Source organism: Neorhizobium sp. USDA 3394, from assembly GCF_056280385.1.
In genome coordinates this window covers 1170032-1183319 of record NZ_JBWCDU010000001.1, presented here as the reverse complement: position 1 = coordinate 1183319, position 13288 = coordinate 1170032, and the positions used below count along the sequence as shown (strand labels likewise).

Annotated in this window: 13 protein-coding genes; 10 read left to right on the top strand and 3 right to left on the bottom strand. The window is 61.0% G+C overall.

Annotated elements, in window-relative coordinates:
- Positions 1-23: 23 nt before the first annotated feature.
- The gene (gene osmF, locus ACZ9EJ_RS05610; RefSeq protein WP_046625655.1) at positions 24-935 is read right to left on the bottom strand and encodes a glycine betaine ABC transporter substrate-binding protein OsmF; all 912 of its coding nucleotides are present in this window, start codon (positions 933-935) and stop codon (positions 24-26) included.
- A 245-nt stretch (positions 936-1180) separates the two neighbouring features.
- Entirely contained in the window at positions 1181-1858 is a 678-nt protein-coding gene (locus ACZ9EJ_RS05605) for a GntR family transcriptional regulator (protein WP_046625653.1), read from the bottom strand.
- Positions 1859-2020: 162 nt separating this feature from the next.
- On the opposite strand from ACZ9EJ_RS05605, the gene araD reads away from it, so the two are divergent.
- On the top strand, positions 2021-3751 hold the full coding sequence (araD, locus tag ACZ9EJ_RS05600) for an L-arabinonate dehydratase (protein ID WP_046625651.1): 1731 nt from the start codon (positions 2021-2023) through the stop codon (positions 3749-3751).
- A gap of 26 nt (positions 3752-3777) precedes the next feature.
- A complete protein-coding gene (locus tag ACZ9EJ_RS05595; protein ID WP_046625649.1) occupies positions 3778-4503 on the top strand; it encodes a ribonuclease activity regulator RraA in 726 nt (241 codons plus the stop codon).
- Positions 4504-4530: 27 nt separating this feature from the next.
- Here the strand turns inward: ACZ9EJ_RS05595 and ACZ9EJ_RS05590 are convergent, their stop codons facing one another.
- On the bottom strand, positions 4531-5775 hold the full coding sequence (locus ACZ9EJ_RS05590; RefSeq protein ID WP_046625647.1) for an ROK family transcriptional regulator: 1245 nt from the start codon (positions 5773-5775) through the stop codon (positions 4531-4533).
- A 315-nt stretch (positions 5776-6090) separates the two neighbouring features.
- Here ACZ9EJ_RS05590 and ACZ9EJ_RS05585 point away from each other — a divergent pair, with 315 nt between their 5' ends.
- The 8 genes from ACZ9EJ_RS05585 (at position 6091) to ACZ9EJ_RS05550 (ending at position 13232) form a co-directional block, all read left to right on the top strand.
- On the top strand, positions 6091-7116 hold the full coding sequence (locus ACZ9EJ_RS05585) for a sugar ABC transporter substrate-binding protein (protein WP_046625645.1): 1026 nt from the start codon (positions 6091-6093) through the stop codon (positions 7114-7116).
- 144 nt (positions 7117-7260) lie between these two features.
- The gene (locus ACZ9EJ_RS05580) at positions 7261-8325 is read left to right on the top strand and encodes an ABC transporter permease (protein ID WP_046625643.1); all 1065 of its coding nucleotides are present in this window, start codon (positions 7261-7263) and stop codon (positions 8323-8325) included.
- Between the two features lie 2 nt (positions 8326-8327).
- Positions 8328-9107 (top strand): ATP-binding cassette domain-containing protein, encoded by a 780-nt coding sequence (locus ACZ9EJ_RS05575; protein WP_046639084.1) that lies wholly within the window; start codon positions 8328-8330, stop codon positions 9105-9107.
- Positions 9108-9343: 236 nt separating this feature from the next.
- Positions 9344-9640, top strand: coding sequence for a hypothetical protein (locus tag ACZ9EJ_RS05570; protein WP_255737265.1), 297 nt, complete (start codon positions 9344-9346; stop codon positions 9638-9640).
- A gap of 86 nt (positions 9641-9726) precedes the next feature.
- Positions 9727-10344, top strand: coding sequence for an HAD-IA family hydrolase (locus tag ACZ9EJ_RS05565; RefSeq protein ID WP_046625638.1), 618 nt, complete (start codon positions 9727-9729; stop codon positions 10342-10344).
- A gap of 18 nt (positions 10345-10362) precedes the next feature.
- Entirely contained in the window at positions 10363-11433 is a 1071-nt protein-coding gene (locus ACZ9EJ_RS05560; RefSeq protein ID WP_046625635.1) for an ABC transporter ATP-binding protein, read from the top strand.
- 43 nt (positions 11434-11476) lie between these two features.
- A complete protein-coding gene (locus ACZ9EJ_RS05555) occupies positions 11477-13042 on the top strand; it encodes an extracellular solute-binding protein (protein WP_476098801.1) in 1566 nt (521 codons plus the stop codon).
- Positions 12972-13232: a hypothetical protein gene (locus tag ACZ9EJ_RS05550; RefSeq protein ID WP_476098799.1), complete on the top strand. Its 261-nt coding sequence runs from the start codon at positions 12972-12974 to the stop codon at positions 13230-13232. Before ACZ9EJ_RS05555 ends, ACZ9EJ_RS05550 begins: the two co-directional genes overlap by 71 nt.
- The last annotated feature ends 56 nt before the right edge of the window (positions 13233-13288 follow it).

The following is a 13288-nucleotide window of genomic DNA, read 5'->3' as shown; positions in this document are numbered from 1 at the left end:
CACGAAACTGCGCCGAAAAGGAATTACTTCAGGAAGCCATTCTTCTTGAGAAAGTCCTCGGCAACCGCCTTGGCCGGCTCGCCGCCGACCTGCACACGTCCGTTGAGGTCCTGCAGAGTGACGAGGTCGAGCTTGGCGAAGACCGGCTTCAGCACCGCCTCGATGGTCGGGTTTTTCTTGAGCGCCTCTTCGCGGATGATCGGGGTTGGCTGGTAGACCGGCTGAACGCCCTTGTCGTCTTCGAGAACCACAAGGCCGGAAGGCGCAATGCCGCCGTCAGTGCCGTAGACCATGGCAGCATTCGCATTATTGGTCTTATTGGCGGCAGCGGCGATGGTTGCCGCCGTATCGCCGCCGGAGAGCGTGATCAGCTGGTCGGGCTTCAGCTTGAAGCCGTAGGTCGTCTGGAAGGCCGGCAGGGCTGCAGCCGAGTTGACGAATTCCGACGATGCCGCCAGCACGATCTTGCCGCCGCCGGCGACATATTTGCCGAAATCGGTCAGCGTCTTCAGCTTGTTGGCATCGGCAACGTCCTTGCGGACGGCGATCGCCCAGGTGTTGTTGGCCGAAGACGGCGTCAACCAGACGATCTTGTTGGCGTCGTAATCGAGCTTCTTGACCGCTTCATAGGCCTTCTGCGGGTTCTTCCAAGCCGGATCGTCGCCCTTCTCGAAGAAGAAGGCGCCATTGCCGGTATATTCCGGATAGATGTCGATCTCGCCGGCGGTGATTGCCTTGCGCACGACCGGCGTCGCACCGAGCTGGATGCGGTCCGTGGCGTGGATGTTGTTGGCCTTCAGCATCGCAAGGATGATATTGCCCAGCACGCCCCCTTCGGTATCGATCTTGGACGAGACGACGACCTGGGCATTCGCCATGGTGGCCGAAACGCCAAGCGCGAAAGCAATGCCTAAAAGCTTCTTTTTCAAAGACATGACAGAATTTCCCTCCGGATCGCCAGTCACCACCTCGTTTGACTTGGCCTGGAACACATAAAAGCCAACCTTATGTAGGGCGACTTATGGAATGTGCGAGTTCTGGAAGGGCGCACCGGGCAATATTTTGTGCGGTGCATTTTTACACGCCGATCGACCTAGCTCATAAGATCTGTGGCCGCAATTCAGCCACCGATCTCATTGGCGGTGCCAACCTCACGATCAAGCCCTCGTTTGCCTTGTTTTCAGGCTTGCGAGACGCGGATCAGATGTTTCTCGCCCGAGCGAAGGACGTGATCTCGCATCAGGCGCTCGGCGAGGTCGGGATCGCGGTTTGCGATCGCATTGGCAATGGCTTCATGCTCCTCGACCGCCAGAAAACGCTCCCGCTCCTCCGACAGCACGCTGAGACGGGCTGTATGGGTGTAGATGCTCTGGCCGCCTTGCAGGCGACGCAGATAGCCGCAGCCGGACGCTTCATGGATGACGTTGTGGAAGCGCTCGTTGAGGGCGATGAGTTGCAGCACGTCGACCGTCTGGAGGCCGGCCCGCATCTCGACGATCAGTTCGCGCATCAGGGCTACATCCTCGTCCTTCACCCGCTTGGCGGCCTGGCGAGAAATCATGCTCTCGAGTGCTGCACGCGCCAGCATCATCTCCTCCGCCTGACCGGCATTGAAGGTGACATAGATACCGCGGCGAGGCTCCGACCGTACCAGCCCTTCGGCCTCGAGCACGCGCAAAGCCTCCTTCAGCGGTGTCGTGCTTATGCCGAGCTGGCCCGCGAGGTGGCGCTCGTTCAGCTTCTCGCCGCTCTTCAGCCGGCCGGAAAGAATGGCATCGCGTACCAGCCCGTAAACGTGGTCGCGCAGGCTTTTCAGAAAAACCGGCGCCACCGGCAGAAGCGCGTTATCAATCCCCATCCGCGTCCTCCACCTTGTTCCTGGTGCCGATCTACCATCTGAAATTTGATATATCAATTTAAAACGAGCGTGTTTAAGTTGACGCCGGGCGGGAGGAGCTCGTCCCCGGGATCGAAACAGAATCGCTCCCGGAACGATGGCAGGATTTCTGGAAGAGCAAGCATGACTAAGGAAGCAGCCGATCTCCGCAGCGCCCGTTGGTTCGCGCCGGATGATCTCCGTTCGTCGGGACACCGCTCCCGAATGATGCAGATGGGTTTTGACGAGAAAGATTGGGGCAAGAAACCGATCATCGCCATCCTCAATACCTGGTCCGACCTCAACGCCTGCCACGCCCATTTCAAGGATCGCGTCGAACACGTGAAGCGCGGCGTGCTTCAGGCCGGCGGCTTCCCGGTCGAACTTCCGGTCCAGTCGCTGTCCGAAAGCGCACTGAAGCCGACATCGATGCTCTATCGCAACTTCCTCGCCATGGAGGCCGAGGAATTGTTGCGCGCCCATCCGGTCGACGGGGCGGTGCTGATGGGCGGCTGCGACAAGACCACGCCGGCCCTCGTCATGGGTGCGATCAGCGCCGGTTTCCCGATGATCTTCCTGCCGGCCGGCCCGATGCTGCGCGGCAATTACAAGGGCGAATGGCTGGGCTCCGGCTCGGATGCCTGGAAATACTGGGACGAGCGCCGCGCCGGCACGATTTCCGAAGAACAATGGACTGGCGTCGAGGAAGGCATTGCCCGCTCCTACGGCCATTGCATGACCTTCGGCACCGCAAGCACCATGACCGCGATTACCGAGGCGCTCGGCCTCACCCTCCCCGGTGCAAGCTCGATTCCCGCCGCGGACGTCAATCATATCCGCATGAGCACGCGCTGCGGCCGCCGGATCGTCGAAATGGTCTGGGACGAGCTGACACCTGACAAGATCATCACGCCGGATGCAGTCCACAATGCGACGACGGTCGCCATGGCGACGGGCTGTTCCACCAACGCGGTCGTGCATCTACTGTCGATGGCTCGCCGCGCCGGCGTGCCGCTGACGCTGGACGATCTGGACAAGGCGGGACGCACGACGCCTGTTGTCGCCAACATCCGTCCATCCGGCGACAAATATCTGATGGAAGACTTCTATTACGCCGGGGGCCTGCGCGCCCTGATGTCGGAGATCAAGGATCTCCTGAAACTCGATGCCATGACCGTCAGCGGCTACCCGCTCGGCGAGACGCTGAAAGGCGCCGAAGTCTACAACAGCGACGTCATCCGCCCGCTGTCGAACCCGATCTATCATGAGGGTTCGCTGGCGGTCCTCAGGGGCAACCTCGCCCCGGACGGCTGCGTCATGAAGCCTTCCGCCTGCGAGCCTCGGCTGCGGGTGCACGAAGGCCCTGCCCTCGTCTTCGACAGTTATCCCGAAATGAAGGCGATGATCGACCGCGAGGACCTCGACGTCACCGCCGATCACGTCCTGATCCTGCGCAATGCAGGCCCGAAGGGCGGACCCGGCATGCCGGAATGGGGCATGCTGCCGATCCCGAAGAAGATCCTCAAACAGGGTTATCGCGACATGCTGCGCATTTCCGATGCCCGCATGTCCGGCACGAGCTACGGCGCCTGCATCCTGCATGTGGCGCCTGAAGCCCATATCGGCGGCCCACTGTCGCTGGTGCGCACCGGCGACATCATCCGCGTCGACCTGCCGAACCGCTCGATCGACATGCTGGTAGACGAGGAAACGCTTGCCAAGCGCCGCGCCGAATGGGTGGCGCCCGCCGACAAGTACGAACGCGGCTATGGCTGGATGTTCTCCAAGCACATCAAGCAGGCCAACGAGGGCTGCGACTTCGACTTCCTCGAACGGGAGTTCGGCGCCACCGCCGGCGAGCCCGATATTTTCTGATTCCGGTATTTCCGAGTGGAGACCCCATGACCGACTACGTTCTTTCCGACACCACGCGCCAGAAATACGAGGGCATCAGCTGCGCGACGATCTGCACCGCGCTCTTCAAGCGCGGCCTGCGCAACCAGTTCATCCAGGATGTCCGGCCACTTTCCCAAAAGCCTAAGAACATGGTCGGCCAGGCCTTCACATTGCGCTACATCCCGGCGCGCGAAGACCTGAACCCGCTCTCGGTGTTCCAGAACCCGGAGCATCCGCAGCGTGCCGCCGTCGAGCGATGCCCACCCGGCCATGTCATGGTCATGGACAGCCGCAAGGATCCCCGCGCGGCCTCCGCCGGCTCCATCCTAGTCTCGCGCCTGATGGTGCGCGGTGTCGCCGGCGTCGTCACCGACGGCGGTTTTCGCGACAGCCCCGAGATCGCCGAACTCGGCATCCGTACCTACCACAACCGCCCCTCCGCCCCGACCAATCTCACCCTGCACCAGGCACTCGACATCAACGTGCCCATCGGCTGCGGCGACGTCGCCGTCTGGCCGGGCGACGTGGTGGTCGGAGACAACGAGGGGGTCGTCATCATCCCCGCGCTCATCGCCGACGAAATCGCCGATGAGGTGATCGAAATGACTGCGTTCGAGGATTTCGTGACCGAGGAAGTCCTGAACGGCCGCTCGATCATCGGCCTCTATCCGGCGACCAAGGAAGAGACCAAGACCGATTTCGCCCGCTGGCGTCAGGCGAAGGGCCGCTGAGGCGACATCTGGCCGATATCCCGCCGCCTATGAACCCGCCGCCATTTCGCGCAGGTCCTTGAAAAGCACGTTCTGGTCGGAGAGGTACTTGGCAAAGATCGGCAGGCTGGCCCCGCCGATCGCCCGCGCCTGGGAGCCGACCATTCCCTCGATGATATCGGGGATGATGACGCCCTGAAGGTCGAGCCGTGTCACCGCGTCGATGGTGGCGGCGACGATCCGTTGCCTGACCCAGGCCGGAAAACCGCCGTCGATCACGGCAGCGCCGAAGTCGATGATCGAGGCTGCCGCAACGATCGCCTGGGCAAGGGCGTCGGCTGTTTGCCGGATCCACAGATCGAGCGGCTCTCCGAAATCGATCCAGTCATCGGCGGAATACCAGAGCGGCTGCGGATCGACGTTCCGCTCCTTCAGGAGATTCTCCAGAACGAAGATCGAGGCGATGTCGAGCAACTGGCGTGTCTCGCCATCGCCACCACGCACGGGAAGCGGCCCGACAGCGCCCGCGGTCCCGGTCCGGCCGGAAAAGATCGCCGAATTCAGGACGATCCCGCCGCCGATGAACGATCCGATGAAGAAATACACGAAATCCGGATAGGAGGGGCCAACGCCGAACACGAGTTCTGCGCCGCAGGCGCTTGTCGCGTCGTTCTGCAGGTAGACCGCGTGCTGGACCTTGCTCGCGATTTCAGCCTGCAGATCGAACCCGCGCCAGACCTCCATCGCTCCTTGCGGCGCACCCACCTCCTCGGCCCAGTTCCAGAGTTCGAATGGCGCGGCAATGCCGATCCCGGCGATACGGCCGCGCTGCACCTCGGTCAGCTGGCCTTCGAGCCGCGCAATGCCGGACGTGATGATCTCGATGATCTTTCCGGGGAGCGGATAGGCGTAGGATTCGTGATATTGCAGCCGGATGCGGCCGACGAAATCCATCAGCACCAGGTCGGCGCTGCGCCGGCCGATCTTCACGCCGAACGAATAGACCGCATCCGGATTGAGTCGCATCGGCACCGAAGGCTGCCCCACCCGGCCACGCACCGGTTCCCCGCGCAACAGAAGGCCGTCCTTTTCGAGCGCCCGCATGATGACCGAGACGGTCTGGGCCGAAAGCCCGCTGCGCCGGGTGATATCCGCCTTCGACATGGAGCCGTTCAGCCGCACGAGCGAAAGCACGAGCCGCTCGTTATAGGCCCTGACCCGCACCTGATTTGAGCCGCCGGTGAAATTGCCCAGCAGCGCATGGCCTTGCGCCACGCTATCCGAAACTGACATGGCTCTTCCTCCCAGAAGCGTGGAATCGACAGGAGCACCTCATTCGGGAACGCAAGGTATCCTTTTGAAATCCCGAGTTAAACCCCAAGGCACGCCGCACACAGATCGCCAGATTCTGAACCTCCACTTCGGCAAACTATGGCATGAGAAATAAATAATTCAATCGGAATTAATTATTGACAGGCTATTTCAACTCGTTCTTAATTAGGGTGCAAGGGCACAGGACGGCTTGGAGGAGACGCCTGTCGAACTCGGTGGCACCGGTGTCCGAACGTTGGTCCGCATGGCGGACAGTCTTAACTCTGGGAGGAGACCATGAAGAAATCCGTATTGTCCGCCGCATTCGGCGCCCTGGTCCTGGGCGTTGCGTTTTCCGCCCCTGCGCAGGCCGCAGGCGTATCCGCCTGCCTGATCACCAAGACCGACACCAATCCCTTCTTCGTCAAGATGAAGGAAGGTGCGACGGCCAAGGCCAAGGAACTCGGCGTGACGCTGAAGTCCTATGCCGGCAAGATCGACGGTGACAGCGAAAGCCAGGTTGCGGCCATCGAAAGCTGCGTCGCCGACGGCGCCAAGGGCATTCTGATCACCGCATCCGACACCAAGGGCATCGTGCCGACCGTCAAGAAGGCCCGCGATGCCGGCGTCCTGGTGATCGCGCTCGACACTCCGCTCGATCCGATCAGCGCCGCCGATGCCACGTTCGCGACCGACAACCTTCTCGCCGGCAAGCTGATCGGCCAGTGGGCAAAGGAAACCATGGGCGACAAGGCCAAGGATGCCAAGGTCGGCTTCCTTGACCTGACCCCGGATCAGCCGACGGTCGACGTTTTGCGCGACCAGGGCTTCATGATCGGCTTTGGCATCGATCCCAAGAACCCGGACAAGATCGGTGACGAAACCGACAAGCGCATCGTCGGCCACGACGTGACCAACGGCAACGAGGAAGGCGGCCGCAAGGCCATGGAAAACCTTCTCCAGAAGGATTCCGGCATCAACGTCATCCACACGATCAACGAGCCCTCCGCCGTCGGCGCCTATCAGGCCCTGAAGGCCGTCGGCATGGAAAAGAACGTGTTGATCGTCTCGGTTGACGGCGGTTGCCCGGGCGTCAAGTCGGTCAAGGAAGGCGTGATCGGCGCCACCTCGCAGCAATATCCGCTGCTGATGGCATCGCTCGGCATCGAGGCGATCAAGAAGTTCGCCGACACCAAGGAAAAGCCGAAGCCGACCGAAGGCAAGTCCTTCTTCGACACCGGCGTTGCGCTCGTCACCGACAAGCCGGTCCCCGGCGTCAAGTCGATCGACGTCAAGGAAGGTACGGCCAAGTGCTGGGGTTGATCCTCACCATATAGCCCAATCCCGGCCGGGGGCTGACATCCCCGGCCATTCTCGACCAATGATGCGCCGCTGGGGCAATAACCGGCGAAGACCGGGCAGACCCAACGGACGGTTCCTGCGCATTCGGCGCGCGGAGGAGGAAACATGAGCGAAACCCAGGAATTCGAGCGTGTTCTCGACGGCAGCGACAAGAGCGTTGCCTCGTTCGAGAGCCAGGACGTCTCTCTCTTAAAACGCGCGCAGCATTTTCTGCACTCGACACCCGCTGCGGTGCCGCTGATCGTGCTGATCCTGTCCATCATCATCTTCGGCGTGGCCATCGGCGGGCGATTCTTCTCGTCCTACACGCTGACGCTGATCCTCCAGCAGATCGCGGTGGTCGGCATTCTCGGCGCAGCCCAGACGCTGATCATCCTCACCGCCGGCATCGATCTCTCGATCGGGGTGGTGATGGTGATATCGGCCGTCATCATGGGCAATTTCGCCGTGACCTACGGCATGCCCACCGGCATCGCGATCCTCGTCGGCCTGATCACCGGCGGCGCCTGCGGCTTTTTCAACGGGTTCCTCGTTGCGGTCATGCGGTTGCCGCCGTTCATCGTGACGCTCGGCTCCTGGAACATCATCATGGCGACGAATTTTATCTATTCCGCCAACGAGACGATCCGCGACAGCGACGTGGATGAAAAGGCACCGCTTCTCCATCTCTTCGCGCTCAATTTCAAGATCGGCAGCGCCATCCTGACGCTTGGCGTCATCGCCATGGTCCTGCTGGTGGCGGTGCTCTGGTACATTCTCAACCATACGGCCTGGGGAAGGCATGTCTACGCCGTCGGTGACGACCCGGAAGCTGCAAAACTCTCCGGCATCCAGACCCGCAAGGTTCTGCTCAGCGTCTACACGATCGCGGGGGTCATCGCCGCCTTCGCAGCCTGGGTGTCGATCGGCCGCAATGGCTCGATCTCGCCTTCCTCGGCAGTGACCGACTTCAACCTGCAGGCGATCACCGCGACGGTGATCGGCGGCATCTCGCTGTTCGGCGGCCGCGGCTCCATCCTCGGCACGCTGTTCGGGGCCATGCTCGTCGGCGTCATGTCGATGGGGCTCAACATGCTCGGCGCCGATCCCCAATGGAAAGTCATGCTGACCGGCTGGCTCATCATCGCCGCCGTCGCAATCGATCAGTGGATCAGAAAGGTCTCGGTGTAATCATGAGCGTCGAACCCATTCTCACAGCCCGTGGCCTGGTCAAGCGTTACGGACGCGTGACCGCTCTCGACAATGCCGACTTCGATCTCTACCCCGGTGAAATCCTCGCCGTCATCGGCGACAACGGCGCCGGCAAGTCCTCGCTGATCAAGGCGATATCAGGTGCGGTGCGGCCCGACGAAGGCGAAATCACGCTCGAAGGCCGGCCGGTGCAGTTCAAGTCGCCGCTCGAAGCCCGCGATGCAGGCATCGAGACCGTCTACCAGAACCTCGCGCTCTCGCCTGCCCTGTCCATCGCCGACAACATGTTTCTCGGTCGCGAAATCCGCAAACCGGGCGTGCTTGGACAGTGGTTCCGCATGCTCGACCGGCCGACGATGGAAAAGCAGGCTCGGGACAAGCTGACCGAACTCGGGCTGATGACGATCCAGAACATCAACCAGGCAGTGGAAACCCTGTCCGGGGGCCAGCGCCAGGGCGTCGCGGTGGCACGTGCTGCAGCCTTCGGTTCCAAGGTGATCATCCTCGACGAACCGACTGCAGCGCTCGGCGTCAAGGAAAGCCGGAAGGTTCTGGAACTGATCCTCGACGTGCGCTCGCGCGGCATCCCGATCGTGCTCATCTCGCACAATATGCCGCATGTGTTCGAAGTGGCCGACCGCATCCACATCCATCGGCTTGGACGACGGCTGACCGTGATCGATCCGAAGGAATACACGATGTCCGACGCGGTCGCCTTCATGACCGGCGCCAAGGCCCCCGCCCAGCCCGTCGCGGCGTAACAATCGCCCCGACCAAGCTGCTGTTGGAGCAGCTTTCGATCGCCTGGCCCCAAGCGATACAGGCGATCGGGTAACTCACTATAATATCCCGCCGCCCTCTCCCACCGCGGCCCGCTCGCGGGAGAGGACGACGGCATTGTGCTGCGGACCTATAGAAGCAGCCTCTCCCCTGGCCGGCTCGACCGCGCCCTTCCCCAACACGATCAACCGCCTGCCATTCCGGAATGCATCGAAGGATGATGCCGATCACCCGGGTGATATCGGTCTTCCCGCCGATCGCTCGATCGGCGATCCTTGTCGCTATAACGATCTCGATAGAAAATTCCCGACAGCAAAAACAAAGAGAATTTTATATTCCATTCCGTTTCGCAACCTTGCTGTCGAGGCATGACCGCCCCGCTGGCAAATCAGGCGTATTTCTAAGGCCTTATCGCCTGCTGTTCATTACATTCCGCACCAATGCGCATAGGAAATCCGCTATCGAAATGAAGCGAAGATGGCATCAGCCTGTTGAAAACAATCGACACGAATAAAAAATTTCCATACTTAATTGACAGGGCGGAATTATCTAATAGGTTGTTAACGCTCAAGGGGTGAGGAGTGGTGCTGGAACCGGCTCATGAAGAAACGCGAAAAACTCTTCATTTTTGATATTGGCGGAGTGTTCGTGAAGCTCGATCCGGCTTCCCGCGACCGGGCGGTATCGAAACCCGGCGGAGCAGGCCCGTCCCTGCGATACGGCGACGTTCCGGAAGCGATCTTCCGCGATTTCCGGCTGGGGCGATTGGCGGAACGCGATTACGTGCAGGCGCTGGCCAGGATATTCGATGTGCCGCACGAAAGCATCTACGAAGCCGAACATGCCTATGTTGCCGAAGGTTTTCAGGACTTCATCGAGTTTGTCCGCAGGCTCCGGGAAAACCATCGGGTCGTTTGCCTCAGCAACAATCAGGCGATCCATTGGCGCCATATCACCGATAACCTTCTTGGCGCAGGTTATTTCGACCGTGAATACCTTTCCCATGAAATGGGCCTTGAGAAACCGGACCGGGCGATTTTCGAGGCAATATCACAGGCGGAGGGATGTTCGGAAAAGGACGTCTTCTTCATCGACGACATGGAGGAAAATGTTTTGTCGGCTCGCGAAATCGGATGGCAGCATTGCATCGTCCATCGCGATCCGGCGGAAACAGCCAAACTGCTCGTGGCGCTCGCCGCGGAGCAGACCTTGAATTGACGAGTACGGAGTTTCGGCATGGCTCGAATGACCCTCAGCGGCATCAAGAAAAACTTCAAATCCGTCGACGTGCTGCACGGGATCGACCTCGAGATTTCCGACAGGGAGTTCGTCGTTTTCGTCGGCCCGTCCGGATGCGGAAAATCCACATTGCTGCGATTGATCGCCGGCCTCGACACGATCAGCGCGGGTGAGTTCCATCTCGACGACCGCCGGATGAACGACGTCGCCCCCTCACGCCGCGGCATCGCCATGGTCTTCCAGTCCTACGCTCTCTATCCGCATATGGATGTCTACGAGAACATGGCTTTTGGCGCCCGGCTGATGGGGCTTGAGAAGGACGAGGTCGAAAAGCGCATCGACGAAGCCTCCAAGATGCTGCGGCTCGACCCGCTGTTGAAGCGCAAGCCGCGGGAACTGTCCGGCGGCCAGCGCCAGCGTGTCGCGATCGGCCGCGCGCTGGTCAGAAAACCGAAAGTCCTGCTTCTCGACGAGCCGCTGTCCAACCTGGATGCGGCGCTGCGCTCCGACGTGCGCCTGGAAATCGCAAGGCTTCACCGGGAAATCGGCGGCACCACCATCTACGTAACCCACGACCAGGTCGAAGCCATGACGCTTGCCGACCGGATCGTGGTCATGAACAACGGCAAGGTGGAACAGTTCGGCAGTCCGCGGGAACTCTACGAGAGGCCCGCGAATACCTTCGTCGCGACCTTCATCGGCTCGCCGCGCATGTCGCTTCTCGATGTCGAGCGAAACGGCAATCATTTGGCGCTTGCGGGATCGGGTGCGGTCAGCACCTCCCGCCTCCCCCATTCGGGCGAACGGGACCTGGTCATCGGCGTCCGGCCGGATGCGATGACGGTCTCCACCGACAAGGACACAGAGGGTTTCAAGGGCAGCGTCGTCTACACGGAATACCTGGGCGAGAACACCTATGTGTATGTGCGCCTCGGCGACGGTACGCTGGTCGGCATCCGGTCCTCGGCCTCGGTCGACCTGCCTCCGGACACGCCGGTCGTCATCACGGTCGCTTCAGAGCAAATCCACTATTTCAGCCGAGCAACAAGGGAGAGGTTGGCGGCCTGAGAGCACTTTTCGTCTCCTATAAATACCAAGAGGATGGAACCGGATGAAAAAGCTAGTTAGCAGCACGATAATAGCCCTGGGAGCCCTGGCGATGGCTTTGCCGGCAATGGCGCAGGAATTGACCTTCTGGAGCTGGCGCCAGGAAGACAAGGCCCAGTACGAAAAGTTCATCGACGTTTTCGAGGCGAAGAACCCGGGTATCACGGTGAAGTTCGAGACGTTCGAAGCGACGAACTACAACACCATCCTGTCGACAGCACTTGCCGGCGGTTCGGGACCGGACCTGATGTTCACCCGCACCTATGGCGGCATGGAAACGGTCGCAAGCGGCGGTTATCTTCTGGCTCTCGACAAGACCAATGTCCCGGCGCTCTCGACGTTCACCGCGCCGGCGCTTGCTTCGGAAACGATGCGTTCGAACAAGACCACCTACGCCGTTCCCTTTGCCAGCCAGACCATGCTGGTCATCTACAACAAGGACATCTTCGACAAGAACGGCCTGAGCGAGCCGCAGAGCTGGGATGACTTCATCAAGGCATCCGAAAAGCTGAAGGCTGCCGGCGTCATGCCGTTTGCCAACGGCACGGCGACCGCCTGGCAGAACGAAGTCGTGGTCGGCGGCCTTGTTTCCTCGATCATGGGCCGCGGCTTCTACGACGACCTGATGGCCGGCAAGGCCGACTTCACCGACAAGCGTTATGTCGGGGCGCTTACCAAGCTCAAGGAAATCACCAAATATTTCCCGGACGGCTTCATCGGCCTTGACTACGCCTCCGCTCAGCAGCTCTTCTCCTCCGGCATGGCCGGCATGTTCGTCGGCGGTTCCTACGAGCTTGCCAACTTCAAGAAGCAGAACCCCAACATGAAGATGGGCATCTTCGCGGCTCCCGGCCTGAAGGCCGAGGACGAGAAGCTCGTCGCCCTCTATTTCGACGGCGGTTATGCGGCCAATGCCAAGGGCAAGAACCAGGCAGCCGCAGTCAAGTTCCTGAACTTCCTCGCCAGCCAGGAATTCGGCCAGATGTTCGCCAACGACCTGAACAACATCTCGGCGGTACCGGGTGTCACGTTCAAGGAACCGCTGCTTGGTGAAGTGGCCGACCTCAACAAGCACTCGATCCCCTACCTGATGTTGGTCCACTTCCGTTACGGCGAGCCGTCGGGTTCGGTCCTGCTGCAGAGCGAGATCCAGAAGCTGCTCGGCGGCAAGGCGACGAACATGCCGGCCCATGCCGGAGGAGAAGAGCTGCTGAGCGGAGGCGTAGTCAAGGCCGATGAAGCCGTCCGGGAAATATTTGGTGATTTCCTTGAGCTTGGTAAGCGCCCCGACATAACGCTTGTCGGTGAAGTCGGCCCCGGAAGTGGTCGGCAAGAACCTGACGACCGGCCTTGCGGCCTGGTACGCCCCGTTCAAGAAGTGACCCCAAGCGGCGGGGCGGCTTGGAAGTCGCCCTGCCTCAAACCTCAAGAGAGTTGTGATGCCCGGATCGCCCAGGCAGCCGCAGTCAAGTTCCTGAGCCAGCCAGGAATTCGGCCAGATGTTCGCCAACGACCTGAACAACATCTCGGCGGTACCGGGTGTCACGTTCAAGGAACCGCTGCTTGGTGAAGTGGCCGACCTCAACAAGCACTCGATCCCCTACCTGATGTTGGTCCACTTCCGTTACGGCGAGCCGTCGGGTTCGGTCCTGCTGCAGAGCGAGATCCAGAAGCTGCTCGGCGGCAAGGCGACCCCGGAAGTGGTCGGCAAGAACCTGACGACCGGCCTTGCGGCCTGGTACGCCCCGTTCAAGAAGTGACCCCAAGCGGCGGGGCGGCTTGGAAGTCGCCCTGCCTCAAACCTCAAGAGAGTTGT

Bases quoted from the DNA above. Each gene is read 5' to 3' on its own strand.
- osmF (WP_046625655.1), bottom strand. From the start codon at position 935: ATGTCTTTGAAAAAGAAGCTTTTAGGCATTGCTTTCGCGCTTGGCGTT.
- ACZ9EJ_RS05605 (WP_046625653.1), bottom strand. From the start codon at position 1,858: ATGGGGATTGATAACGCGCTTCTGCCGGTGGCGCCGGTTTTTCTGAAA.
- araD (WP_046625651.1), top strand. From the start codon at position 2,021: ATGACTAAGGAAGCAGCCGATCTCCGCAGCGCCCGTTGGTTCGCGCCG.
- ACZ9EJ_RS05595 (WP_046625649.1), top strand. From the start codon at position 3,778: ATGACCGACTACGTTCTTTCCGACACCACGCGCCAGAAATACGAGGGC.
- ACZ9EJ_RS05590 (WP_046625647.1), bottom strand. From the start codon at position 5,775: ATGTCAGTTTCGGATAGCGTGGCGCAAGGCCATGCGCTGCTGGGCAAT.
- ACZ9EJ_RS05585 (WP_046625645.1), top strand. From the start codon at position 6,091: ATGAAGAAATCCGTATTGTCCGCCGCATTCGGCGCCCTGGTCCTGGGC.
- ACZ9EJ_RS05580 (WP_046625643.1), top strand. From the start codon at position 7,261: ATGAGCGAAACCCAGGAATTCGAGCGTGTTCTCGACGGCAGCGACAAG.
- ACZ9EJ_RS05575 (WP_046639084.1), top strand. From the start codon at position 8,328: ATGAGCGTCGAACCCATTCTCACAGCCCGTGGCCTGGTCAAGCGTTAC.
- ACZ9EJ_RS05570 (WP_255737265.1), top strand. From the start codon at position 9,344: ATGATGCCGATCACCCGGGTGATATCGGTCTTCCCGCCGATCGCTCGA.
- ACZ9EJ_RS05565 (WP_046625638.1), top strand. From the start codon at position 9,727: ATGAAGAAACGCGAAAAACTCTTCATTTTTGATATTGGCGGAGTGTTC.
- ACZ9EJ_RS05560 (WP_046625635.1), top strand. From the start codon at position 10,363: ATGGCTCGAATGACCCTCAGCGGCATCAAGAAAAACTTCAAATCCGTC.
- ACZ9EJ_RS05555 (WP_476098801.1), top strand. From the start codon at position 11,477: ATGAAAAAGCTAGTTAGCAGCACGATAATAGCCCTGGGAGCCCTGGCG.
- ACZ9EJ_RS05550 (WP_476098799.1), top strand. From the start codon at position 12,972: ATGTTCGCCAACGACCTGAACAACATCTCGGCGGTACCGGGTGTCACG.